The organism is Bifidobacterium erythrocebi (assembly GCF_012932675.1).
GTDB lineage: Bacteria > Actinomycetota > Actinomycetes > Actinomycetales > Bifidobacteriaceae > Bifidobacterium > Bifidobacterium erythrocebi.
The window spans coordinates 1-26054 of record NZ_JAAIIF010000003.1; the positions used below are offsets into that span (position 1 = coordinate 1).

At 64.1% G+C, this 26054-nt stretch carries 14 protein-coding genes, 1 tRNA gene and 1 rRNA gene; 15 read left to right on the forward strand and 1 reads right to left on the reverse strand.

Going from position 1 to position 26054, the window contains the following annotated elements:
• Window positions 1-210: 210 nt before the first annotated feature.
• Window positions 211-327: ribosomal RNA gene (rrf, locus tag G1C98_RS00700) — 5S ribosomal RNA — on the forward strand.
• An 824-nt stretch (window positions 328-1151) separates the two neighbouring features.
• Here rrf and G1C98_RS00705 read toward each other — a convergent pair.
• Complete coding sequence (locus G1C98_RS00705) at window positions 1152-1748, reverse strand: biotin transporter BioY (protein WP_169078305.1); 597 nt, start codon at window positions 1746-1748, stop codon at window positions 1152-1154.
• A 166-nt stretch (window positions 1749-1914) separates the two neighbouring features.
• On the opposite strand from G1C98_RS00705, the gene G1C98_RS00710 reads away from it, so the two are divergent.
• The 14 genes from G1C98_RS00710 to G1C98_RS00770 all read left to right on the forward strand — a co-directional run bounded on the left by G1C98_RS00710 (window position 1915) and on the right by G1C98_RS00770 (window position 25981).
• The gene (locus tag G1C98_RS00710) at window positions 1915-3762 is read left to right on the forward strand and encodes an ATP-binding protein (RefSeq protein WP_169078307.1); all 1848 of its coding nucleotides are present in this window, start codon (window positions 1915-1917) and stop codon (window positions 3760-3762) included.
• Window positions 3759-5345, forward strand: a complete 1587-nt coding sequence (locus G1C98_RS00715; RefSeq protein ID WP_169078309.1) for an acyl-CoA carboxylase subunit beta — start codon at window positions 3759-3761, stop codon at window positions 5343-5345. Before G1C98_RS00710 ends, G1C98_RS00715 begins: the two co-directional genes overlap by 4 nt.
• Before the next feature lie 93 nt (window positions 5346-5438).
• Window positions 5439-14762: a type I polyketide synthase gene (locus G1C98_RS00720; protein ID WP_169078311.1), complete on the forward strand. Its 9324-nt coding sequence runs from the start codon at window positions 5439-5441 to the stop codon at window positions 14760-14762.
• A gap of 209 nt (window positions 14763-14971) precedes the next feature.
• Entirely contained in the window at window positions 14972-15478 is a 507-nt protein-coding gene (locus G1C98_RS00725; RefSeq protein ID WP_169078439.1) for a holo-ACP synthase, read from the forward strand.
• Window positions 15479-15602: 124 nt separating this feature from the next.
• Window positions 15603-16463: a biotin--[acetyl-CoA-carboxylase] ligase gene (locus G1C98_RS00730; protein ID WP_169078441.1), complete on the forward strand. Its 861-nt coding sequence runs from the start codon at window positions 15603-15605 to the stop codon at window positions 16461-16463.
• A 44-nt stretch (window positions 16464-16507) separates the two neighbouring features.
• Window positions 16508-16581, forward strand: a tRNA-Gly gene (locus G1C98_RS00735).
• Window positions 16582-16752: 171 nt separating this feature from the next.
• Window positions 16753-17490, forward strand: a complete 738-nt coding sequence (locus tag G1C98_RS00740; protein WP_205831824.1) for a hypothetical protein — start codon at window positions 16753-16755, stop codon at window positions 17488-17490.
• Between the two features lie 186 nt (window positions 17491-17676).
• A complete protein-coding gene (gene murA / locus G1C98_RS00745) occupies window positions 17677-19002 on the forward strand; it encodes a UDP-N-acetylglucosamine 1-carboxyvinyltransferase (protein WP_169078313.1) in 1326 nt (441 codons plus the stop codon).
• Between the two features lie 511 nt (window positions 19003-19513).
• The gene (locus G1C98_RS00750; RefSeq protein ID WP_169078315.1) at window positions 19514-20236 is read left to right on the forward strand and encodes a hypothetical protein; all 723 of its coding nucleotides are present in this window, start codon (window positions 19514-19516) and stop codon (window positions 20234-20236) included.
• 3 nt (window positions 20237-20239) lie between these two features.
• On the forward strand, window positions 20240-23089 hold the full coding sequence (locus tag G1C98_RS00755; protein ID WP_169078317.1) for a SpaA isopeptide-forming pilin-related protein: 2850 nt from the start codon (window positions 20240-20242) through the stop codon (window positions 23087-23089).
• Between the two features lie 20 nt (window positions 23090-23109).
• A complete protein-coding gene (locus G1C98_RS00760) occupies window positions 23110-24138 on the forward strand; it encodes a Cna B-type domain-containing protein (protein WP_169078319.1) in 1029 nt (342 codons plus the stop codon).
• 301 nt (window positions 24139-24439) lie between these two features.
• A complete protein-coding gene (locus G1C98_RS09415; protein ID WP_277347553.1) occupies window positions 24440-24568 on the forward strand; it encodes a hypothetical protein in 129 nt (42 codons plus the stop codon).
• 54 nt (window positions 24569-24622) lie between these two features.
• Window positions 24623-25084: a hypothetical protein gene (locus tag G1C98_RS00765; RefSeq protein WP_169078321.1), complete on the forward strand. Its 462-nt coding sequence runs from the start codon at window positions 24623-24625 to the stop codon at window positions 25082-25084.
• 15 nt (window positions 25085-25099) lie between these two features.
• Entirely contained in the window at window positions 25100-25981 is an 882-nt protein-coding gene (locus G1C98_RS00770) for a lysophospholipid acyltransferase family protein (RefSeq protein ID WP_169078323.1), read from the forward strand.
• Window positions 25982-26054: the final 73 nt, after the last annotated feature.

Sequence of the window (26054 nt, forward strand, 5' to 3'; positions counted from 1 at the left end):
TGGAGCTGACCGGTACTAACGGGGGAAAGGCAATCATACTTTCACCATCCGCTTGGGTGGTGGCCCGTATTGCGTCCTGTTTGGTTGTTCCCTCGGCAGGGAGCGTCCGATCTGCGTCACAAGACGAAATGTTTTCGCGTCCATTGTCCGGTTCCCGGACCGTCACGGTCCGATCCCCCCGAACCGTGTTCGGGGACGGTCGAAAAGGTTTGCGGCGACCATAGCCAAGGTGAGACGCCCGGTCCCATTCCGAACCCGGAAGCTAAGGCCTTGCACGGCGATGGTACTGCACCTGAGAGGGTGTGGGAGAGTAGCGCGTCGCCGCTTCATACGTCATGGGGGGTTCCCGTCGAGCACAGGCTCCGGGAACCCCCCATTTTTTATATTGGACCGCACCCCGATTGTCGGGCTGAAGCAATTCAGACTCGATGATCGGAGGTGCGGTTCTTTCGTATGCGTGAGGATCGAAGAAGACGCTACGACGACGGATACCGGCGCGAGGCGCTGAAACCCATCAGGAATGGCCCTCCTTATCCCGTTTTTCCTCGCAGTCCCGGTCCTTACGCTCCTTTCCCGTTTCTCATAGGGCGTGGCTCATGCACGGGAGGGGCCATATACGAAGACGGCAATGAGAGGAAGCAGGAGGCGTCGGAAAGGGACATGGTATGTTCTCCACGGAAAGCCTTGGGGAGGAATTGAACACGGACGTTTCGAGGGTGCCGTCTATTCCGGGCATCCCATGCCGCAGTTTGTGTGTGAAATGGGGCTCGTGTTGTGCCAAAGGGGTATGTGTCAGAGGGAACTGCGTACGAAGGCGTACGAAGGTCCATGAGGGGCCTTGAGCATGGTAGACGGGAAGATACCAGGAGAGTGGAACAGTGGCGTTCTGAAGGCCATTTTGAGTTGTATAGAGGGGCATGTCTTCGTTGCTGCGCCCGAATCATTAACGGTGGCATAAAACAGCGTTACGCAATTGGATGCCGAAGCTGCTCGCTACGCTGCGAGGATCCTTGATATTGCTGTGGACAGTAGAAGCGGCATCGGTGCCGGGGCGGGAAACGACAGTATCGGCGAATACTTGAACTCGTTACGTATGCAAAAGGCCGCCCAGGTGTTTCTGGACGGCCCGAATGGAATCAGAACGAAGAAGATCAGCGGTCGAGACGCGTCAGTCCTGTTGCGGCCAAGGAAGCGATGCAGACCTTGATGATGTCTCCGATGACGAAGCCCATGGAGGCGATGGCGACCACCTTGATGGAGAGGCCGGTAAGCGCGGACTGGACGATGAATCCAAGCGCGTAATCAAGCACGATGCAGCCGGCGAACGCGGCGAACAGGTACCGTGTGACGGTCATCAGCGTGCGCAGAGGGGTGCTGGTATCGGCCTTGCCCTTCAGCGCTGCGGTCAGCATGGCCGCGGGAAGAAAACCGATGAGGAAGCCTGCGCTCGGTCCGACCAGTGCCATGGTGGAGGCGCCACCGGCGAACACCGGCAGGCCGATCGCACCGGCGGCAAGATACATGGCGATCGCAGCCCCTGCCTGACGCCAGGTGAGCATCAGACCGGCGAGCATCACCACGAAGGTCTGCAGAGTGATCGGAACCGGGGTGCCAGGAATCGGAATGCTGCCCGCCGCACTGGCCGCCCAAAGCAGCACGGCGAACATCGCCGGCTTGGCCACGGTGCCGATCCGGCCGCGGGACAAGGCGGCGCAGCGTGCGGAAATCAAAGCAAAGGTATTACGCATGAGATGCCTTTCTAGGCGTGACAAATGAAGGGAATATGTCAATTCCGAGTACAGGATACGGCTGTTTACCTACGGTGACGTTTGTAAATCCTCACAAAAGGTTCGTATCGATTTTGTGTTGCGCAAGATTGTTTTGCCGTGCATACGGGCGTAAATAATTAACACTATGGCGTCAAATGTCAAAAAATTACTGATTGCAAACCGTGGCGAGATCGCCCTGCGCGTGGTACGTACCGCACGTGAGATGGGCATAGCCACTGTTGCCGTATATTCCGAGCAGGATCGCGAATCGCAGTATGTCGACCTCGCCGACGAGGCGTTCCTGCTGAGCGGCGATACGTACAAAGATACCTACCTCAATGAGGACGTGCTGATCGATATCCTTCGCCGCACCGGCGCGAACGCCGTGCATCCGGGGTACGGTTTCCTCTCCGAGGTGCCGAGCTTCGCAAGCAAGGTCATCGAAAACGGTGCCATCTGGGTCGGTCCGAGCGCCGACGCCCTGATCGAACTGGGCGACAAGATCAGCGCCCGCCGAGTGGCGGCACGCGCCAAGGTTCCGCCCGTTCCCGGCCTGTCCGAACCGGTGAGCAGCATCCGCAAGCTGCTGGACTTCGCGCACACCTACGGCTATCCGATCATGATGAAGCGCACCGATGGCGGCGGCGGACACGGCATCACCGTCGTGAACGACGACGAGGAGCTCCGCAGGTTCTTCGCCAGCCATGATTCCCTGCAGGGCGGCGATCTCAACGCGTACTTCATCGAGAAGTTCGTGCGTGCCGCACGTCACGTCGAAACGCAGTGCGGACGCGACTCGCACGGCAACTTCACCGTGTACTCCACCCGCGACTGCTCGCTGCAGCGCCGCAACCAGAAGCTCGTGGAGGAGGCCCCGGCGCCGTTCCTGAACGACGACATCATCGACACGCTTGGCGAATACTCCCGCAGGCTCTTCGAAACCGTGGATTACGTGGGGCTGGGCACCTGCGAGTTCATGGTGACCGAGCAGGGCAAGGTCTACTTCCTTGAGGTCAACCCGCGCCTGCAGGTCGAGCACACCGTTTCCGAGGAAGTGTGCGGCCTTGACCTGGTGCGCGAACAGCTCGTCATCGCCGATGGCGGCGAACTGACTCCGGCACCTGCGCCGCGCGGCCACAGCTTCGAGCTGCGCATCACCTCCGAGGACCCGAACACCAACCTGACCCCGGCCGCAGGCACGCTGGAACGCATCGTCTGGCCCACCGGCCCCGGTGTCCGCGTCGATACCGGCGTGATCGAAGGCGATTCCGTGTCCCCCAAGTTCGATTCGATGATGGGCAAGGTCATCGTCACCGCACAGGATCGCGAAACCGCCGTGGCACGTGTGCGCCGAGTGCTTGACGAACTGGTGATCGAAGGCGTGCCCACGCCGATCCCGCTGTTCAAGGAGATCTTCCGCAACGATGACTTCACCGCGGAACACGGCCATCCGTTCTCCGTGCACACCAAGTGGCTGGAGAGCCATTACCTCAACCGCGAGCCCGCTTCGGCGAAGTCCGGCCAGCCCGCATCGGTCAGCGGTGCCGCGAGCGGCGAACCGTCTGATTCCGGCCGTTCCGAAAGCTTCGTCGTCGAGGTGAACAACCGTCGCGTCAAGCTCACCGTCCCGCTCGACATCGTAGAGAACCTCACCGGCTCGGCACGTGCGCGCGACGCCAAGCGCATCACCCAGCCCCTGCGTGGCGGTGCCCTGCAGCATGCCGGCGAGAAGAACAAGGGCGATAACGGCGACGCCGCCAAGTCCGGCATCATCGCGTCCCCGATGCAGGCCGTCGTCACCCGCATCAACGTGGCGGAAGGGCAGGAGGTTGCCAAGGGAGACCTCATCGTCGTGCTCGAATCCATGAAGATGGAGAACTACGTGTACGCGCCGGCGGCCGGCACCGTGAAGAAGATTTTCGTCGGCCCGGCGAACGGCGTGGAAGCCGGCGACACCTTGGTGACGCTGGACGTGAAGGGAGGCAAGCAGTGAGCGATATTCTCGAAATCGCAGCCGCCCACGCGCAGACGAAGCAGCCGTTGCGCCCGGCCGTGGCCAAGGCGGCGGAATTGGCACGCAACGCCGAGGAACGTGCCCGCACCAAGCAGCACGCCAAGCACAAGAACACCGCACGTGAACGCCTCGATCTGCTGTTCGACACCGGTACCTTCGAGGAGATCGGGCGCTTCCGTGGCGGCGACATCAACGGCGGCAACGCCGGCGCGGCCGTCATCACCGGCTTCGGCGAGGTCTACGGACGCAAGGTCGCCGTATACGCGCAGGACTTCTCCGTGAAGGGCGGCACGCTGGGCGCGGAGGAAGGCCGCAAGATCTGCCATCTGATGGACATGGCGCTGGATCTGAAGATCCCGATCGTCGCCATCGTGGACTCCGGCGGCGCGCGCATCCAGGAAGGCGTGGCCGCGCTGAACCAGTACGGCGAGATCTTCCGCCGCACCTGCCGTGCCAGCGGTTTCGTGCCGCAGATCAGCCTGATTCTCGGCCCCTGCGCCGGCGGTGCCGTGTACTGTCCGGCCCTGACCGACCTCATCATCATGACCCGTGAGAACTCGAACATGTTCGTCACCGGGCCGGATGTGGTGAAGGCCGCCACCGGCGAGACGATCTCCATGGATGATCTCGGCGGCGGCGAAGTGCACAGCACCGTGTCCGGGGTGGCGCACTACCTGGCGGACGGCGAATCGGACGCCATCGACTATGCGCGCACCGTGCTCGCCTACCTGCCGTCCAACGCCGGGCAGAAGCCGCCCGTATACGCGTATGCGCCGACCCGTGCCGAACGCGATGTGGCCAAGCGGCTTGCCGGCATCGTGCCGGACAACGACCGCCAGCCCTACGACATGCTCGACGTGATCCGCTGCATCACCGATTACGGCGAGTTCGTGCAGGTGCACGAGCTGTTCGGCGCATCGTCGATCGTCGGATTCGCCTGCATGGACGGCAAGCCCGTCGGCATCGTCGCCAACCAGCCGGCCGTGAACGCCGGCATCCTCGATGTGGACGCTTCGGAAAAGGTGGCGCGTTTCGTGCGGTTGTGCGACGCGTTCAACCTGCCCATCATCACGCTGGTGGACACCCCCGGCTACAAGCCCGGCTCCGACCAGGAGCACGCCGGCATCATCCGTCGCGGCGCGAAGGTGATCTACGCCTACGCCAACGCGCAGGTGCCGATGATCACCGTCACCCTGCGCAAGGCGTTCGGCGGCGCGTACATCGTGATGGGCTCGAAGTCGATCGGCGCGGACATGAACTTCGCGTGGCCCAACTCGCAGATCGCGGTGCTGGGCGCCGCCGGCGCGGTGAACATCATCCACCGCCACGACCTGAACAAGGCGAAGGCCGCCGGGCAGGACGTGGAGGCGCTGCGCGCCAAGTACATCGACGAATACGAGAAAAGCACCGTCAACGCGAACCTGGCCCTCGAACTCGGAGCCATCGACGCGATGATCGATCCGGAACAGACACGCGAATCCATCGTGAGCTCGCTGAAACTGCTCGCCAACAAGACGCACGTGCGTCGTACGGAAAAGCATCACGGCAACCAACCGCAATGACCGGACGGGCACCTGCCGCAGGCCGATCTTCCGCCGCGCGGCAACGCTCCGCACCACGACTTGAGAATTTTGGAATACAAGTAAGGAAACACCATGAGCAACCCCTTCTTCCTCAACCGCCTCGCCAGCGAGCCGCATGCGCTCGCCTTCGCAGGCCAATCCACCCCATGGCCGGTGGCGCTCGCCGATGAGACGGCGAACCCCGTGCTCGATGAGCGTCTGCACGAGCACATGCGCAGCGCGCAGAACCTGCTGTATCCGGTAAGCGCCGACCTGCTGGCCACCACCGGACGTCCCGTCGACCTGTTCGGCTTCACCCCGAACCCGGCCAAGCTTGGCGCCGCCGCCAACGCCGCGGCCAGCGTGCCGGGCATCGCGCTTTCCCAGCTGGGTGCGCTGATCGACGCCGAAGAGCTCGGCTACAAGCCAGCCGAAGCCAAGCCGGTGGCCGTGCTCGGCCACTCCCAGGGCATTCTTGCCGTGCACATGGTGCAGGCCATTCGTGAGGCCGGCAATGTGGAGGCCGCCGCATCGAAGATCGACGAGATCCTTGCCATCGCGACGCTGATCGGCGTGGCCGGCACCCGTCAGGCCCGTCAGCTCGGCCTGGCCGCTCGTCATGGGGACGCGACCCCGATGCTGTCCGTCAAGGACATCACGCGTGCGCAGGTGGACGCGCTGATCGAACGTGTGGACGGCGCACGCGGCCCGATCGCCGTGGCCGTCACCAATTCCGCCACCCACTACGTGCTGTCCGGCTACCCGGAGGATCTGGCGGCGTTCGGCGTGGAAGTGGCCAAGGAGCACAAGCATCAGGCCAAGCTGCGCGAGGAGAAGGTGCGCGGCGGCCGTGTGTTCGACCCGGTGCTCGAATACCTTGATGTGACGCTGCCGTTCCACAGCCCGCTTATGGCCGACGCTGTTTCACAGACTGTTTCATGGGCCGAGGCCTGCGATATCGACGCCTCCCACGCCCGCGAGCTCGCCGCCGAAGTGCTGCTCAACCATGTGGATTGGGCTGCGCGTGTGCGTGCGCTGATGAACTCCACCGATCCGAGCACGCTGTGGGTGCTGGACTTCGGCCCGGGCACCACCGTCGGCAAGCTGTTCTCCACCGTGGCGCAGGGCACCGGCGTCGGCGTGGTGGAAGCCTCCACCGTGGCCGATCGCGCCGAGCTCTCCACACTGGAGACCTCGCCGGAACGCACCCAGAACTGGACGCGCTTCGCGCCGAGCATCATCCACACCTCCGCGGGCGACAAGGTACGCACCGCGTTCACCGAACTCACCGGTAAGGCCCCGGTGCTGCTGGCCGGCATGACGCCGACCACCGTGGAACCGGAGATCGTGGCCGCGGCCGCCAACGCCGGCTATTGGGCCGAGCTTGCCGGCGGCGGCCAGGTGACCGCCGAGGTGTTCGACCGCCATGTGGCCAAGCTTGAGGAAGAGCTGGAAGAGGGCCGCACCGTCGAGTTCAACGCCATGTTCATGGACCGCTATCTGTGGAACCTGCAATTCGGCGGCCAGCGCATCGTGCCGAAGAAGCGTGCCAGCGGCACGCCGATCGACGGCGTGGTCGTCTCCGCAGGCATCCCCGAACTCGACGAGGCCGTCGAACTCATCCACACGCTCAACGCGGACGGCTTCCCGTACGTGAGCTTCAAGCCGGGCACCGTCGACCAGATCCGTCAGGTCGTGCGCATCGCCAAGGCCGTGGCACCCACCAAGGTGCTCATCGAGGTCGAAGGCGGCTCCGCCGGCGGCCATCACTCCTGGGAGGCTCTGGACGATCTGCTGCTGAGCACCTACGCCGAAGTGCGCGAACAGCCCAACCTGGTGCTCGTGGCCGGCGGCGGCATCGGCACGCCGGAACGCGGTGCCGACTACATCACCGGCGAATGGTCGAAGGAATACGGCCGTCCGCTCATGCCCGTCGACGGCGTGCTCATCGGCACCGCCGTCATGACCGCCAAGGAAGCCCACACCAGCCCCGAAGTCAAGCAGATGCTGGTGAACACCCCCGGCATCCCCGCCAAGGACCCGAACGCCGATCCGTTCGCCCCGCTCGGCGAGCAGTGGGTGCCGTCCGGCCAGGCCAAGGGCGGCGTCACCTCCGGCCTGAGCCACCTGCATGCCGACATCTACGAGCTGGAGAACGCCTCCGCCCGTTGCGGCCGCCTGCTGGTGCGCGTGATGAAGCACCCGGAGGAGCTGGAAAGCCGCCGCGATGAGATCATCGAGGCGCTCAACGCCACCGCCAAGCCGTACTTCGGCGACCTGAAGACCATGACCTACCTTGAGTGGGCCCAGCGCTTCGCCGACCTCGCCTTCCCGTGGGTCGACGAGACCTACGCCGACCGTTTCCTGCACCTGCTGCAGCGCATCGAAGCCCGTGTGACCAAGCAGGAGAGCGGCGAATTCGAATCGCTGTTCGCCTCCCGCGCCGACGTGGAATCCGATCCGAACGCCGCCATCGCCAAGCTGCAGGCCGCCTACCCGCAGGCCGCCGAGCTGAAGGTGACCCCGATGGACGAGGCATGGTTCCCGGTGCTCGTGCGCGAGTACCCCAAGCCGATGCCGTTCGTACCGGTCATCGACAACGACCTGCTGCGTTGGTGGGGCCAGGATCAGCTGTGGCAGTCCGAGGACTCCCGCTATTCCGCCGATTCCGTGCGCATCATCCCCGGCCCGATCTCCGTGGCCGGCATCACGACCATCGATGAGCCGGTGGCGGATATTCTCGGCCGTTTCGAGCAGGCGATGGTCAAGCGCGTCTCCGCCGATTCGCCGGCCGCCGACAAGGCCGCCTTCGCCGAATTGGGTGCCGCCGCATCCGCCGAGGAATTCATTCGCAAGTCCCCGAACATCTCGTGGGTCGGCCACCTGATGGCGAACCCGGCGTTCGGCACCGCCAACGGCGACGAACACTACGAGATCCGCAAGGTCGGCACCAAGGGCAGTGTCGAGCAGTACGATCTCGACATCCACCTGGACACCTACTGGGACAACGATCCGGACGGCGGCAAGTCCAAGCACGCCGTGCGTGACATTGTCATTCCGCTGAACGTTGACGGTGCCGAATCCGGCCTGTTCCCGGTAGTGGACCGCGACCGCCTGCCGGAACACGTGTATCGCATGCTCGCCGACACCGCAGGCATCGGCAACACCGCCATCACCGGTGACAAGCTCACCGCGATGCCGCAGATCGAAGCGGCCGACGACAAGACCGCATACCCGTTCGGCATCGCCCACGCCAGCTACACGCTGTCCGCCAACCTCGGCTTCGACCATGAGGCCGCCACCGGCGGCGCCCTGCCGAGCGACCTCGTGCCGTCCCGCATCGCGCCGGACGCGCTCGTCGGACCGGCCTGGCCGGCGATCTACGCAGCACTCGGCTCCGTGTACGTCAACGGATTCCCCGTCATCGAAGGCCTGCTCAACGCCGTGCATCTCGACCACCTCATCGAACTTGAGGTGAGCGAGGACGAACTGCTCAAGCACACCGGCGAGACCATCCAGCTCACCAGCTGGGCCGAGGACTACTTCGAATCCGCCTCCGGCCGCGTCGTCACCATCCACGTGACCCACGCCGCTGCCGACGGCACCGTGCTCGCCAACGAGACCGAACGCTTCGCCATCCGTGGCCGCGCCTACTCCGACGCACTGCCGCCCGAGGCCCCCGACTACGGCGGCATCACGGCCGACATCGAAAACACGCCGCGCCGCATGCTGCGCCGCGTCACGGTCACCGCGCCGCACGAGATGACCGCCTTCGCCCGCACCTCCGGCGACTTCAACCCGATCCACACCTCCCACCGTGGTGCCGCCGTCTCCGGCCTGGCCGCTCCGCTGGTCCACGGCATGTGGCTGTCCGCCACCGCCCAGTACGCCGTGCAGGCGCTCGACGAGAAGGGCGCGCACTACGAGATCGCAGGCTGGACCTACAACATGTACGGCATGGTGCAGCTCGACGACGAGGTGGAGATCTCCATCGAACGCGTCGGCCGCGTGGCACACGCCGGCATGGTGCTCGAAGTGACCAGCCGCATCGACGGCAACATCGTCTCCCGCGCCACCGCCATCGTGCGTGCGCCGAAGTCCGCCTTCGTCTACCCGGGTCAGGGCATCCAGAAGCAGGGCATGGTGCTCGACGAACGCGCCAAGTCCCCGGCCGCCCGCGACGTGTGGGAACGCGCCGACAAGCTCACCCGTGAGAAGCTCGGATTCTCGATCCTCGCCGTCGTGCGCGACAACCCGAAGGAACTGACCGCCAACGGCGTGACCTACCGTCACCCGGAAGGCCTGCTCAACCTCACCCAGTTCACCCAGGTGGCGCTCGCCACCGTGGCATTCGCTCAGACCGCACGTCTGCGCGAGGCCGGCGCCGACATCTGGCCGGCGTACTTCGCGGGCCATTCGCTGGGCGAATACAACGCGCTGAGCTCCTTCGCCGGCGTGATTCCGCTGGAAACCGTGCTTGAGCTCGTGTTCCACCGCGGTTCCACCATGCATCACCTCATTCCGCGTGATGAGAAGGGCCGTTCCAACTACCGCATGGGCGCCCTGCGCCCGAACCAGTTCGGTGTGGGCGACGACGGCGTGCGCGAGTACGTCGAGTCCGTGTCCAAGGCCTCCGGCGAGTTCCTGCAGATCGTGAACTACAACCTGGCCGGTCAGCAGTACGCCGTCGCCGGCACCATCGCCGGTCTGAAGGCGCTGAAGGCCGATTCCGCCCGCCGCGTCGCCGAATACGGCGGCAAGCCGGCGTTCATGCTGGTGCCGGGCATCGACGTGCCGTTCCACTCCACGCTGCTGCGCAAGGGCGTGCCGGAGTTCCGCGACAAGCTCGACGCCCTGCTGCCGCAGTACATCGACTACCGTGGCCGCCTGGTCGGACGCTACATTCCGAACCTGGTCGCGGTGCCGTTCGAGATGACCAAGGAATTCGCCGCCAAGATCCTTGAAGTGGTGCCTTCCGAGCGCATCAAGGCCGCGTTGGACGATCCGAAGGTGTGGGACTCCTACGCCGAGGACGACCAGAAGCTCGGCCGACTGCTGCTCACCGAACTGCTGAGCTGGCAGTTCGCCTCCCCGGTGCGCTGGATCGAAACCCAGGCGCTGCTGTTCGGTTCCGCCGAACAGGGCGGCCTCGGCGTCGAGGAATACGTGGAGGTCGGTCTCGGCAACGCGCCGACGCTGGCCAACCTCGGTGCCAAGACCCTGCGTCTGCCGCAGTTCGCCGGCCGCGACGTGACCGTGTACAACGTCGGTCGTGACGAGGGCCGTGTGTACATGACCGATTCCGATTCGCTGGTTCCGGAAGTTGATGACGAGCCGGTCGAGCAGAGCGCTCCGGCCGCCGCTGCTCCGGTGGCGCAGGCCGCGGCTCCGACCCCGACCGCCCAAGCTTCTGCGGCTCCGGCCGTTCCCGAGGCCCCGGCTGGCGCGCCGTCCGGTGCCGCCGTCGCGGACATCCCGTTCAAGGCGTCCGACGCCATCGCCATGCTGCTGGCCTACTCCGCCAAGGTACGTCCTGACCAGATCGGCGATTCCGACACCACCGACACCCTCACCAACGGCGTCTCCTCTCGCCGTAACCAGCTGCTCATGGACATCAGCTCCGAGCTGGGTGTGGCCTCCGTCGACGGTGCCGCCGAAGCGACCGTGAGCGCGCTGAGCGTCCTGGTGAACAAGGTCGCCCCGAACTACAAGGCCTTCGGCCCGGTGCTTTCCGACATCGTGCGCGATCGTGTGCGTGGCCTGTTCGGTGCCGCCGGCGTGAAGCTGGGCCAGATCACCAAGCGCGTGACCGACACCTGGCAGCTCGGCGAAGGCTGGGCCTCCCACGTGGTCGCCGCTCTGGTGCTCGAAACCCGTGACGGTGCCAGCTCCCGTGGCGGTGACCTTGCGTCGCTGCCCACCGACGCCGCCTCCAACGCCGCTGCCGCGAACGCCCTGATCGATGCGGCCGTACAGAAGGTCGCCTCCGATAAGGGCGTGGCCGTGGCCATGCCGAGCGCCGGTGGTGCCGCCGGTGGCGCAGTGGTCGATTCCGCTGCGCTCGACGCCTTCGCTGCCAAGGTCACCGGTGCCGATGGCGTGCTCGCATCCACTGCGAAGTTCGTGCTGAACCAGCTCGGCGTCGCCGCTCCGGCACCCGAGGACGGTGCCGATGAGAACGCCGCTGTGGTCGCCGCCGTCGAGGCCGAGCTTGGCTCCGACTGGCCGAAGCAGGTCGAACCGCGCTTCGACGCCCGCAAGGCCATCCTGTTCGACGATCGCTGGGCATCCGCCCGTGAGGATCTTGCCCGCGCCTACTACGATGGCAACGCATCCGTGCTCTCCGGCAGCTTCGTCGGTCTGGGTAAGGCGGTTGCGGCCGAAGCCAAGTGGTACGCAGACAAGACCGACGACGCCGAGCTGAAGGCCGCCTTCCAGCGCGTGTCCGCCGAAGCTTTGGAATCCGCTTCCGAAGACGCCTCGAGCAGTCGTTTCGCTGGCGACGTGGCCGTGGTGACAGGCGTGGCCCCGAACTCCATCGCCGCGCAGGTGGTCAATGGCCTGCTTGCCGGCGGCGCGACCGTCGTCGCCACCTCGCACAGCTTCAAACCGAGCGTGAAGGCATGGGCCAAGCAGACCTACCGCGAGCATGCGACGGGCGACGCCAAGCTGTGGCTTGTGCCGGCGAACCTCTCCAGCTACCGCGATGTGGACGCTTTGGTGGACTGGGTCGGCAACGTGCAGAAGAAGACCTCCGGCGCGACCACCACGATCCTGAAGCCCGCCTACGAACCGAGCCTGTTCTTCCCGTTCGCGGCCCCGCCGGTGCACGGCACCCTGGCCGATTCGGGCGAACTGTTCGAATCCCAGGCGCGACTCATGCTGTGGGGCGTGGAACGCGCGATTACCGGTCTGGCGAAGATCGGCGCCGATACGGACGTCCAGCACAAGCTGCACGTGATCCTGCCGGGCTCCCCGAACCGCGGCATCTTCGGCGGTGACGGCGCCTACGGCGAGGTGAAGAGCTCCTTCGATGCGATCGTCAACCGCGCCCGCGCCGAAAAGGTGTGGTCCAGCCGTGTGACCTTCGCCCACCCGAAGATCGGCTGGGTGCGTGGCACCGGCCTGATGGGCGGCAACGACCCGCTGGTCGAGGTCGTGGAACGCCATGGTCTGAAGACCTACTCCACCGCGGAGATCGCGGTGAAGCTGCTTGACCTGGCCACCCGCGAATCCCGCGAGGCCGCCGTCAAGGCTCCGCTCGACGTGGATCTGACCGGCGGACTGGGCTCCGAGCCGATCGACATCAAGGCGCTGCGCGCCGAAGCCATGGCCGACGCCGAGAAGGCCGCCAAGGCCGCCGACGATTCGTCCGAGACCGACGAGACGAAGCAGACCGGCGCGCTCATCAAGGCGCTGCCGAGCCCGCACGTCCCGCAGCAGGCCCCGGTCGACCTGTCCGATTGGAAGAACGTCACCGCACGCCCGGAGGACGAGATCGTGATCGTCTCCGTCGGCGAGCTGGGCCCGTGGGGCTCCGGTCGTACCCGTTTCGAGGCCGAGCTGGGCATCCACTCCGACGGCAAGGTCGACCTGTCCGCTGGCGCGGTGCTCGAACTGGCCTGGAACATGGGTCTGCTCACGTGGAACGACAGCCCGAAGCCGGGCTGGTACGACACCGACGGCAACCTGGTGCCCGAAGAGGACATCGCCGAACGCTACCACGACGAGGTCGTGGCACGCTCCGGCATCCGTCCGTTCGAAGAGGGCATGGGCAACGACTACAAGGACGGCGCCGACGAGGAGGAAGCCGAGGTCTTCCTGGACCACGACGTGACCTTCTCCGTGCCGACCCGCGAGATCGCCGAGGAATACGTCAAGCTCGACGAGTCCCACACCACCATCGCCGCGGACAACGAGTCCGGCGAATGGAACGTGACCCGCCACGCCGGCTCCATGATCCGCGTGCCTCGCCGCGCGACCATGACCCGTACCGTCGGTGGCCAGTTCCCGAAGGGCTTCGACCCGGTCAAGTGGGGCATCCCCGCCTCCATGGTCGGCGACGTCGACAAGATCGCCCTGTGGAACATCGTCACCACGGTGGATGCCTACCTGTCCGCGGGCTTCACCCCGGTGGAGATCCTGCAGGCGGTGCACCCGTCCATGGTCGCCTCCACCCAGGGCACCGGTTTCGGCGGCATGTCCTCCATGCGCAAGCTGTACCTTGACCGCTTCCTCAACCACGAGATCCCGACCGACATCCTGCAGGAAGCCCTGCCGAACGTCGTCGCGGCGCACGTGATGCAGTCCTATATCGGCGGCTACGGCAACATGATCCAGCCGGTCTCCGCCTGCGCCACCGCGGCCGTCTCCCTCGAAGAGGGCGCCGACAAGATCGCACTGGGCAAGGCCGACTTCGTGGTCACCGGCGCGATCGACGACATCGGCGTGGAATCCGTGATAGGCTTCGGCAACATGAACGCCACCGCCAACTCCGAGGAGATGTACGCCAAGGGCATCGACGCGCGCTTCTTCTCCCGTGCAAACGACCGTCGCCGTGGCGGCTTCGTCGAGTCTCAGGGCGGCGGCACCATCCTGCTGACCCGTGGCGATATCGCGCTGAAGCTCGGCCTGCCGGTCGCCGGCGTGGTCGGATTCGTCCACTCCTATGCGGACGGCGCGCACACCTCCATCCCGGCTCCGGGACTGGGGGCGCTCGCAGCGGGCATGGGCGGCAAGGACTCCAAGCTCGTGCACGACCTCGCCAAGCTCGGCGTCACGCCGGATGACATCGCCGTGGTCTCCAAGCACGACACGTCCACCAACGCCAACGATCCGAACGAATCCGAACTGCACAACACGCTGGCCCACGCCATCGGCCGCACCGACGGCAACCCGCTGTTCGTGATCTCGCAGAAGACGCTCACCGGCCACGCCAAGGGCGGTGCCTGCATCTTCCAGGTCAACGGCCTGACCCAGCTGTTCAAGTCCGGCGTGATTCCGGCGAACGCGGCCCTCGACTGCGTGGACCCGAAGCTTGCGCGCGACGACCATATGGTCTGGCTGCGCAAGCCGCTGCACGTCGGCTCCGTCAAGGCGGGTCTGGCCACGTCGCTCGGCTTCGGCCATGTCTCCGGTTTCGCCGCGATCGTGAACCCGGGCGCGTTCGAGGCGTCCGTGGCCAACACCGCCGGCACCGAGGCGCTGAACGAATGGCGTGAACGTGCCAACGCTCGCCTGGCTGCCGGTCAGCGTCGCCTTGAGGAGGGCATGATGGGCCGTGCCGCCCTGTACGAGCCGATCGACAACCGTCGCTTCCATGAGGACAAGCGCGGCTACGACTCGCACGAGGTGGAGAAGGCCATGCTGCTCGATCCGAACGCGCGACTCGGCGCTTCCGGCTATTTCGAGGCCTGAGCGCCCCTGCCGGCCTCGCCGTTTCGGCGGCGACGGCCGGTGGCGGTCGGCGCTGAATAGCGCCGAACAGTGATGAATGGCACGCTGCGGGTGCCCGATTCCCAACGATTCGGGCACCCGCAGCGTATTTTTGTTGTGTGGATGCGCGTTATGCGCAACGCGCAGATTGTACAGACGCAACGCCTGAACAAGTGAACGGGGTGAAAACGATGATGCTGATGGGCCTAGGGCACGATGTGGTCGATATCAACGCGTTTGCGGAGCAGATGGCCGAGCCGGGAACGCGCATGCGCGGCCTGTTCTCGGCCCGTGAGCTGCATCAGTACACCCAGCGCGCTCGGCTGAAGCATGATGACGAATCCGTGCATCTTGCCGCTCGCTGGGCCGGCAAGGAGGCGGTGATGAAGGCGTGGTGCGAGGCGATCGCGCAGTTGCCGCACGGTTCGCAGGGCGCGAATGCGGGGGAGGGGGGCTCCGTTGCCGGAGCGTACCCGTACACGCTTGATGATTTCCCGTGGCGCGAAGTGGAGATTCTGGATGATTCCAGGGGTTGCCCACGGGTTGCGCCGTCCGCGGGCGTTCTGCGGGCGGTGTGCCGGTCCCTTGGCCTGACGGATGCGGAAGGTGACGGGCGGCCCAAGCCGGTGTTCCACGTGTCGCTGTCCCATGATGGGCCCGTCGCGTCGGCCGTGGCCATACTGCGTGTGGACGGCTGAACCGCAGTCGACGGATGTCGAAGCACAGCTGATCAGAACGAAAGAGACGGATGATATGAGCGAAAACACCGTACAGGCCCCAAGCGGCAAGTCAAACAGCGAACGCGAGCAGACCAAGCCGCGCATGCCGCGCACCGAACGCGTGGCCGATCGCGTCTTCGCATATCGCACCATCGATTCGACCAATGTGGAGGCCCGTAGATTGCTGCTCGACGGCACGCTGCACCCAGGTTGCGGCTCGATCGCGGTAATTGCCGCCGATACGCAGAGCGCCGGTCGCGGCAGACTCGACCACACGTGGGTGAGCAGACCGGGCGAATCCTTCGCCGTCACCTTCGTGGTGTCGGTGCCGCGCGGGCTGGCCACGGACGGCTCGGTCAACGGCTGGCTGCAGATGATTGCCGGTCTTGCCGCCATCGACGGATTGCGGGGAGCCGTCCGGCAATGCGGTGCCGAACCGGTCGACGGTGAAAGCGGCTGCATGCTCAAATGGCCCAACGATATTTTTATAGGCGACCATAAGCTCGGCGGCATCCTGTCCGAAATGGCGCCTTTGGCGGAGCGTGCGCAGGCGGGTGGCGATCGCATCGCTATCATCTTCGGCATCGGCCTGAACCTCGCCATCGCCGCCGACCGCCTGCCCACGCCGCAGGCCACATCGCTGCAACTCCACTACGCGCCGCTGCCCGAAGCCGAGGAACTGCGCGACAGCATCGCGGCGGGCATCGCCGAATCCCTGCAACGGCGGTTGCACCGCTTCGAATCCAACCCCGAAACGGAGGCGCACGCATTGCGCGACGAAACGGAACGAATCTGCTATACGTTGGGCCGCCACGCCGTGGCGCACTTCGTCGACGGCAGTGAAATGGAAGGTGAGGCGGTGGCCCTGAACGCCGACGCCTCACTGGATTTGCGCACTTCGGACGGTGCCGTGCACACCATTCGCACCGCCGATGTGGGCGTACTGCCCAATCCTTGTGTATAATGGCACACGTCTTGCCACACTATATGGTACAGTTGCAAGGCAGCGCGGATGTAGCTCAATGGTAGAGCCTCAGTCTTCCAAACTGATTACGCGGGTTCGATTCCCGTCATCCGCTCCACTGGAACCCACCGCAATCGGTGGGTTTCGTTGTTTTGGGGCGGCCGCCTGCCGCGCGGCGCATGCTTGCGCCGATCCACGGAAGCGCGTGCGCCCAGCCGAAACCATTATTATGCTGAAAGAAACACCAGGCTTGAGCAACATCAAGCAACACGAGATTCTCGGGGGCGTCATGGACGAAACCACGCGCAATGCAAGCGCATATGCCGAAACCACCCGTTCGGATCAGTCGGACCAATCGGACCATTCGGACAACGAGGCGAGGGAGATCGTCGGCGGCAAGCTCGAAACGGTCGAAGTGTCGAAGCATCCCGACCCCACCATTCCCGACACAGAGCTTTCCCTTGCGGACATCGAACGCAGCAAATCGCACCCCGTGCGCTGGGTCGTATACAGCATCGGCGTGCTCATCGCCATCGTGGTGCCGTATTGGCTCGGCCGCATGCTTGCAGTGAATCACACCGCATGGGTGACCGACCATTTCAACATCCTCAACCCGCAGGGCATGGCCTTCGTCTCATGGACGGTCACGCTGGCCGCGCTCACCTGCCTGGGGCTGGCGGTGGTCGATTCCACGCATTGGTTGTGGCGCATCCTGTTCGCCATAGCGCTCGCGGGCGAACAGCTGATCGCAGGCCTGGCATTGCTGCGCTTCGACTTCTGGTATTCCACCTACGTGGTGTACGGCAAGTCCTGCGCCATTGCGAACGCCGCGAATCTCGGCATCATCTCCGCCGGGTTCGCCGTGGCCGTATTCGCCGTGGTATGGGTCGGCCTGCTGGTGGTGATCAAGAAGGATTCGCCATTGAACGTGCTGACGCGCAGCTGGGCCTCGTTCATCCTGTTCTTCGCGTTCGAGGTGTGCGCGCTGCTGATCGTGCTGTTCGGCGGTCTGCTGGGTACGGTCTGAACAGGTTGGCCGGGTGGGCGTGAGCCCTTGGCCTGTGCCCGTTTTGAACTCCTGCCTGCGATGTAGACTGGGGTGTTGCGCTCAGAGCAGATGAGTTCGGTGTATTTCACGACGTACTCACATGACATATGGCAAACTTGACAACAGTATTTGTGGAGTCACTGCAAACGCAAGAGAGGTTGATCCGTGGCTGAGAAAAAGAATGACGTGCTGCACGTCGAGGGCGGACGCCCGCTGAATGGCACGATTAAGGTGCGTGGCGCGAAGAATTTCGTCAGCAAGGCGATGGTCGCCGCGCTGCTTGCGCCGGGCGTAAGCGTGCTGAAGAACGTACCGGAGATCCGTGACGTCTACGTGGTCTCCGACCTGCTGCGACTGCATGGCGTTGACGTCGCATTCGACGGCGACAAGGGCACGGTGACCATCGACGCCTCCAACGTCAATCTTGCCGACGTGGCCGATGTGGACACGCTTTCCGGTTCGTCGCGCATCCCGATCCTGTTCTCCGGCCCGCTGCTGCACCGCCTGGGCGAGGCGTTCATCCCCGCGCTGGGTGGCTGCAATATCGGCGGCCGTCCGATCGACTTCCATCTGGAGACGCTGCGCAAGCTCGGCGCCGATGTGAACAAGGAGCATCGCGACGGCATCCACATCACCGCACCCCATGGCCTGCATGGTGCCAAGATCCATCTGCCGTACCCCTCCGTGGGCGCCACCGAGCAGACGCTGCTCGCGGCCGTGCTGGCCGAAGGCAAGACCGAGCTGTCCGGTGCGGCCACCGAACCGGAGATCATGGATCTGGTCGCGGTGCTGCAGAAGATGGGCGCCGTGATCTCCGTCGACGTGGACCGTACGTTCCGCATCGAGGGCGTCAAGGAGCTCAAGGGCTACACGCACACCTCGCTCACCGATCGCATCGAGGCCGCCAGCTGGGCTTCCGCCGCACTGGCCACGCACGGCGACATCTTCGTCAAGGGTGCCACCCAGCCGGAGATGATGACCTTCCTCAACGTGTTCCGCAAGGTCGGCGGCGAATTCGACATCACCGACAACGGCATCCGTTTCTGGCATCCGGGCGGCGATCTGCACCCGGTGGCCATCGAGACGGACGTGCACCCCGGCTTCATGACCGACTGGCAACAGCCGCTCGTGGTGGCGCTCACCCAGGCCAAGGGTCTGTCGATCGTGCACGAGACCGTATACGAGAATCGTTTCGGCTTCACCAAGCCGCTGGTGCAGATGGGTGCCACGGTGCAGCTGTACCGCGAATGCCTTGGCTCCCTGCCGTGCCGCTTCCAGCAGCGTAACTACAAGCATTCCGCAGTGATCTTCGGACCGACGCCGCTGACCGGTCGCGATATCGACGTGCCGGATCTGCGTGGTGGATTCAGCCACCTCATCGCCGCACTGGCCGCCAAGGGGCCGTCCAACGTGCAGGGCATCAGCCTGATCGACCGCGGCTATGCGGACTTCCGCGGCAAGCTTGAGGCGCTTGGGGCCGATTTCGAGTAACGAATAGTGCCGGTCCGGCGGTGCCGGGCTGGAATCATGACGCCACCCACGACAGTGGGTGGCGTTTTGCGTTGTGACGTGATTGCGATAGGGGCTCGGCGTGGCTACGGCGTGTCGCTCTGAAAACGTTTTCCGGCGAATGTCGTCAACAATTATGGACACTTTTTTGTTCGTCCGAGGAACAAAGTGGTACTGTTGTATGCAACATTCGGAATTAATCGCTTCATCGATGGTGCTGAAGACTCAGGGTTTTCGGCTGCTATCGTTGTCACGATTTCTGACATATGTGTCATGCGCGCCGCTGTGGCGGAACCGGTGCAATACGGCTGTCACATGATCGTAACCCCCAACGGCGGGGGTTCGGTATGCATTGGAATTCCGGGCTTTTTCAATTTTTCGGGGGTGTTGGAGGCGCTATAGGGGGCTTTGCCCACAAGGTCGGAAAACTATTGTTCCCAAAACGTAATTGTGAACATTTTTTCTGTGCAATGCCGAAAGGTAGCCTCCCCAAATGCGCAAAGTGCGATTCGCCTTGCAGAACCATGTCTGGCGGGGACTCGTCGCCGTTGTGGCGGCGTGCTCCATCGTCGTATCCGTAGTAGCTGCGGCAGGTGGCGTTATGAACCATAGCGCCCAGGCCAGCGAGACCGGTGCCGCGCCTGCGGACATGACGGAATGGATCACCGGCGTGCGGCTCCAGTACAAGAACGAGAAGGGCGAATGGGTCGAGCTGAAGGACGGCGCGACGCTGACGCAAGGCGCTTCCATCGACTTCGATATGGCCTGGCACATCCCATCCGGCGGCCTGGTGGACGCCGACGGCAACCCGACGACCTCGATGAGCTATTCGCTCGGCAAGAACATCAGCATCGAAAGCAAGCTTTCCGGACGCGTGTTCGAAGGCGGCGAGCCGGTAGGCACCTACACGATCGGCACCGACGGCACCATCACCATCGACTATTACCCCGAATTCGCGCGAAAGAACTGGCCGACCGACAAGGGCGGTGACGGCGAAAGCATCGACGGCAGCCTCTCGTTCGAGGGCTCCGCGCAGATGACGGAAAACAACGAATACGAGGATTTCCAGCTGCCCATCGGCAGCGGGCAGACCATCACCGTCCACCAGAAGCGCAAGTACGATCTGAACGTCAGCAAAAGCGTCGTCAGTCAGGACAGGTCGACCGGCAAGGTCGTCTATTCCGTCGTGGTCGATAGCAGCTACGGCACTCCGTAGGACGTGACCCTGAACGATGTCATGACCGGAAACGGCGGGCACGGTCAGGTTCTTGCCGATATAGACTCCTTCAAGGTCGTCGATGCGAACGGCAACGAGGTCGCGGTCTCCAAGCCGCAGGAAGGCGCCTCCGACTTCAGCCTGACACTGCCCAAGATGGCAAGCGGGCAACGGTACGTCATCACCTACACCACGACGTTCGAGGATTTCTCGAAGACCGCCGACATCTCCGGCAACAACACGGCGACCGCCTCGTCCGGCAACGACTATCAGGACAGCGCCAAAGCGAACGTGACCTTCGACAGCACCAAGCCGGACATCAGTAAAACCGCCGGCGAACTCGACGCGGACGGCAACCGCACCTGGACCATCACGGTCAACTCGGCCGGCATGGATGTCAACGGCTGGACGCTGACGGACGTGCTGGGCAACGGCATGAGCATGGCCGGCAACGACGGCAAGGTGACCATCACCACGTCGGACGGAACCTCCTTCAAGACGACGCTGCCGTACACCTTCGGCACGAACGCCAAAGACACGAACACGTCCGCACGCTATACGATCACGTACTCCACTCGCTTCGACGGCCAGTACAAGAACGAGACCAACAAGGCGTTCATCACCCCTCCCGGCGGGCAGGCCGGATCATGTTCCGGCACATGCGCCTCCACCGGCGAGGTGAGCGTGCCGGGCGAAGGCTCCAACGCCTTGGAGAAAACCGGTCAGACCGTTCCCGGCAGCGAGACCGGCACGACCGTGGACTATCTGTGGACCGCGAAAATCGAAGCCAACGCCTCCGACATCACCGGCCCGTGGACGTTCACCGACACGTTGAGCGACAGCACCGAAGGCTGGTACGGTGCCAAGCAGACCATGCTCTCCTCCAAGCAGGAACTGAAGGAAGCCGTGCTGAGCGCGTTCTCCGATGCCGGCGTGGCCATGAAGGCCGACGATCTGACGGTCTCGGTCACGGATGGCGGGTTCACCGTCACCTCGAACAAGACGATTCCCAAGGGAACCGTGGCGCGCTTCCAGTACCGTTCCCGCGCCACGCTGCCGAACAAGAACCTCGCTGATTGGATCTACCAGGGCGGCTACGGGTATTCGAATACGATCAAGCTGGGCTCGCTGCAGGCCACGGGCACGATGTGCTACAAGCCGGTCAAGGACACCGAGATCTCCAAGCTGAACGATACGTACGGCCATTCGTGGGACATGCCCACCGACAAGCGCGAGTACAAGCTGGGCGACGTTCCCTACTACACGGATGCCAACGGCGCCAAGCGGCGCGTGCTGTCGTGGCGCATCAAGACAAGGATCAGCACCGGTTCCACGGGCGTGAGCATCGTCGATCAGCTGCCGAAGGGCCTGACCTTGCTTGATGGCGCGCAGTCGGTGTACTTCGACAATTCCACCGGCACGAAAACGGTCAACGGACTGGGCGTCGGCGTGCTGAAGGACGGCGAATCGGACGGCACATTGAGCCTGCAGGATTTCAGCTTCAATGGGAATTCCGGCACGGCATCCCTTGCCTTCGGCGGCAGGACCTACCAGCTCAAGGCGAGCATCGGCAGCGACGAGAGCCAGCAGACCATCACCATCGATCTGCCGGATGCTTTGGTGAAGGCCATCGGCACCGCGACACTGAACGTCGAGGTCCGGGCGGTCATCAACGAGACACAGTTCCCCGAAGAACTGCTGGTGCAGCACGATTACGACAACACCGCGACCATCCGCTACACCAACGGTGGCCAGGAGCACTCGAAATCCGCCGACCAGCAGCAGAACGTCTACTCGGACGCCATGGCCGATCTGATCGCCAAGGATGGTCAGGCTGAGCAGGACAACAACCGCATCACCTACACGCTGACCGTCAACCCGGAAGCCCGGTGCCTCACCGCAACGGACGCCAAAACGGGTGACACCTGCGTCCCCGTGACTTTCACGGTCAAGGACGAGGCCACCTACAGCCACTACGGCGCGTGGAACAATGCGAGCAACAGCCAGGACATGGTGATGCGACTGGTCCCCGGCAGCGCGAAGGTGTATGAGATCGGGCCGGGATGCACCCGGTACGACCGCTCGAAGTGCGTGGCGCTCGACCCCCAGTCGTATACGCAGACCTACACCAGCGACCACAGCGATCCCACGGCATACAAGGAGCAGCTGAGCTTCGAACTGGCCAACTGCAAGGGCTACCTGATCTCGTACACCTACGAGTATTCGGGCAAATCGGTCGGCGCACAGCTCGTAGTGGATAACAGCGCCACCGTCTTCGGACGGGTCGCCAAGCGCAACGGCATCCAGACCGCCATCAAGAAGCATTCCGCCACCTCGTACACCATCGGCCTGTCCGTCTACAAGGTGAACGAGGAGAACGAATCCGAATTCATCCCCGGCGCGACATTCGATCTGTACGGCTATACGTCCGACGGCACGTGGGAGAAGCTGTCCGGCAGCATCGTCAGCGGTGCGGACGGCAAGCTTTCCGGGTACGGTGCCGCGAACCTGACCTACAACCGCGCATACAAGCTGGTCGAGACCCAGGCGCCGAGCGGATGGACGGTGAACACCAAGCCGCTGTATTTCGTGATTGTTCCGGAAACCACGGGCAAATACCCCGAACTGTACCCTGCGGACACGAAGGATATACGGTTCGTGCAGAACAACGGCATCCTCTACTTCACGGACAAGAGGGAGACGCCGATGCTGCCCGCGACCGGCGGTGAAGGCGTGAACGGCATCATGGCCGGAGGCGCGCTGCTGGCGGCGGCGGCCTGCCTGGGACTTGCCGTGGCGAACACCGTCAAAACGCGCAGGGCGGCCGACGATAGCGAGGTGATCGGACGATGAAACTGACTAAGGGACATAACATGGCGGTCGGTACGGGCATCTCGGCATGGGCCCGATTCCGGAAGCACCTTGCGGCCGTTGCCGTCTGCCTTGCCGCATGCGCGGGCCTGTTTCTTGGGGCTCCGGCAGCAGGAACCGCTTTCGCGGCCGAAACGACCGCGAATGGTGATGCAGCCGGGAATGCAGCCGACGGTCGTATCACGTTGGAATACCGCTACCAGGGCAACAACGTCGTCGGGGCCACGGTGAGCCTGTACCGCGTGGCCGATTGGAACGGCAAAGGAACGTTCAGCCTCACCGGCGCCTTCTCCGGCGTGGACTACGACTGGGACGGCCTGATGGGCCAGCTTGCGGCATCGACTGCAGGCGGGCACCCCGATGCCTCCGCATTCCAGACCGCGGCCACCACCCTCGGCGCGTACGCCAAGGCGCGGAATATCGAGCCGACGCGCAACGGCGTCATCTACGATTCCGGCGCATCCTTCGGTGGGCTGGGCAAGGGGCTGTACCTCATCATGTTCGACCGCTACGCCGATACGCAGGTCCGCTGCGGTGCCTCGGCAAGCCTGGTGTCATTGCCGTTCAACGACAGCGGGAACCTCGTCTCCGAGGTCACGGTGCAGGCCAAGAACGATTGCGTCCCCGCGCCGCATGCGCCGAAGACCACGCGGCTCAGCGTGCGCAAGGTCTGGAACAAGGACGACGCGCGCTCGCGTCCATCATCCATCACCGTGACCCTGCTCAAGGACGGTACGCCGGCGGGCACCGTCGCCCTGACCGCAGCCGGCGGGTGGAAGCACAGCTGGACCGGTCTGAGCGGCGACCACGACTGGACCGCGGTGGAAACCTCCGTGCCGGACGGCTATACGGTGGCCATCGATCGCAACGGCACCGACCTGACCATCACCAATACGGGTGGCGGGCATGCCGCAACCAACGGGAACATCGCCAGAACCGGCGTGGACGCGATGCCCGTGGTGCTGGCGGTGATGGCCGCGGCCGCGATCGCCCTGCCGGTGCTGATCGTGGTCAAGGCAAGGCGCGAATAGCGCTCGCCGCACCGGGCGATCGGTATGAAGACGATGGAACGGATGACGGCGGATGAAGGCAATTGTGAAGATTTTTGCAAAAATCCCATGGCATCGTATTCATCGTGCCAATGCGACATCCCCTTGGAGTAAATATGTCTGCGTAAATTGTCGTTCGAATTTGTTGTAACCATAATTGAGTACCTTTCCGGGAAGGCCGTGCGTCTGGCGCGAGACCGGCTGAAACGTATGTTTTCGGCGAAATCACGGCATTTCGATGCCGGCCGTGTGCACTCCCCGGAAAACCTGAAAGGGTTGGATCATGGCGACAGCACATAGCCTGTTCACGTTGAAGGAAGCGTCATACCTGCAATCCTTGCCCGCCGTGAAGCGTGTGACGGCCACCCGCATCACCTATGAGGAGTCGTTCAAGGTGGAGTGCGTGCGGTGATACCTGCAAGGCGAGTCGGCGCGGAAGATCTTCCGTGAGGCAGGCCTGGACCCGATGCTGATCGGGGAGAAGCGCGTCGAGCGTTGCATCGCCCGGTGGAAGACCACGAAATCCATCGTGGACGCCGCCATCGAGCGCGAAGGACTGCTGAACAGCGCGGCCACGGGAAGCGCCGAAGGACGCAGGGAATCCGAGCGCGTGAACATGCAGGCGTTGCTGGACAGCTACGACATCGCCAATGCGGCGTTCGCGGCGGTCAGTGACAACAAGAAGGAACGCGAGATATTCGACGTGCGCGACCTCATCATCTATCAGCAGGCGCAGCAGATCAGCTTCCTGCAGAACCGCATCGCCGGCCTGCTCGGCGCTTCGGAGCCGGAGCGCAATGCCGGGCGTAGGCCGGAGCGCACGGCCAACGAGCAGGGGCTTGTCGAATGGGAGCGTATCGGTGCCGGCCTTCCCGGAAAAGAGGAGGGCCAGACGGCGCCTCTTCTCGCAGCGACGTTTAGTGCCTGATGCACAATAGAGACCATGGCATCCAAAGGAAAACCCTCGCCGCGTTCGGCGGTCAAGCCGCTCAGCGACGAACAAGTCGCCCGGCTCGCACAGCGGCATCATCTTGTGGAACCCCTGCACGATCTGCCAAATGAGCCGCGCACCGTCAACGAGGCGGAAATCGCCGCCCAGAACCCCAAAGCGACCCGGCGTCTGCTCACCGGTTGCGACATCGTGCTGCGCAACCGCAGCAAGGTGCGCGCATGGGGATTGGAAAACGTTCCGCAAACCGGCCCCTTCATCACCGCGGCCACGCACGTGACCATGTACGACGTGTTCGTGCCGATGGTGTCCCTGTTCCATCAAGGACGGCGCCCGCGCTATATGGCCAAGGCCGAAATGGCGAAATGGCCCGTGATCGGCAAATGGTTCCAGGCCGTCGGCCTGCAGCCGGTGCGCCGACGCAGCGGCCAGGCCCGCGCCATCGAAGAGACCTCCGTCGAAATCCTCACCTCCGGACGCCCGCTCACCGTCTGGCCCGAAGGCACCCTGACCCGCGACCCGCAGAAATGGCCCATGAGCATGAAGAACGGTGTGGGCATCATCGCGCTGGAGGCCTCGCGCCGAACTGGCAAGCAGATCCCGCTGTTCTGCGCGGTGACATGGGGCGCCGCAAGCATCAACCAGTGGTGGCCGTGGCCGCGCAAGAACGTGGTGATGTGCTACGACACCCGGCTCGACTACTCGGATCTGCTGGAACACCAGGATTCATGGGGCGAATGGCCAAGTGAACAGGACGCCGACGAGCTCACCCGCCGCATCCGCGTGCGCATGACGCAGATCATGGAAGAGATCCGCGGCGAGAAGGCACCGGAAGGCTATTGGGATTTCCGCACGATGAAGCGGGTCACCGACTGATCCGCCGGAACACGGACTCATGACGGCCGCCATGCCGGTTCCGCATGACCTAGAACAGATGTATCGTCAATAC

Coding starts and splice junctions, on each gene's coding strand:
- G1C98_RS00705 (WP_169078305.1), bottom strand. CDS start 1,748: ATGCGTAATACCTTTGCTTTGATTTCCGCACGCTGCGCCGCCTTGTCC.
- G1C98_RS00710 (WP_169078307.1), top strand. CDS start 1,915: ATGGCGTCAAATGTCAAAAAATTACTGATTGCAAACCGTGGCGAGATC.
- G1C98_RS00720 (WP_169078311.1), top strand. CDS start 5,439: ATGAGCAACCCCTTCTTCCTCAACCGCCTCGCCAGCGAGCCGCATGCG.
- G1C98_RS00725 (WP_169078439.1), top strand. CDS start 14,972: ATGATGCTGATGGGCCTAGGGCACGATGTGGTCGATATCAACGCGTTT.
- G1C98_RS00730 (WP_169078441.1), top strand. CDS start 15,603: ATGCCGCGCACCGAACGCGTGGCCGATCGCGTCTTCGCATATCGCACC.
- G1C98_RS00740 (WP_205831824.1), top strand. CDS start 16,753: ATGGACGAAACCACGCGCAATGCAAGCGCATATGCCGAAACCACCCGT.
- G1C98_RS00750 (WP_169078315.1), top strand. CDS start 19,514: ATGCGCAAAGTGCGATTCGCCTTGCAGAACCATGTCTGGCGGGGACTC.
- G1C98_RS00760 (WP_169078319.1), top strand. CDS start 23,110: ATGGCGGTCGGTACGGGCATCTCGGCATGGGCCCGATTCCGGAAGCAC.
- G1C98_RS09415 (WP_277347553.1), top strand. CDS start 24,440: ATGGCGACAGCACATAGCCTGTTCACGTTGAAGGAAGCGTCATACCTG.
- G1C98_RS00765 (WP_169078321.1), top strand. CDS start 24,623: ATGCTGATCGGGGAGAAGCGCGTCGAGCGTTGCATCGCCCGGTGGAAG.
- G1C98_RS00770 (WP_169078323.1), top strand. CDS start 25,100: ATGGCATCCAAAGGAAAACCCTCGCCGCGTTCGGCGGTCAAGCCGCTC.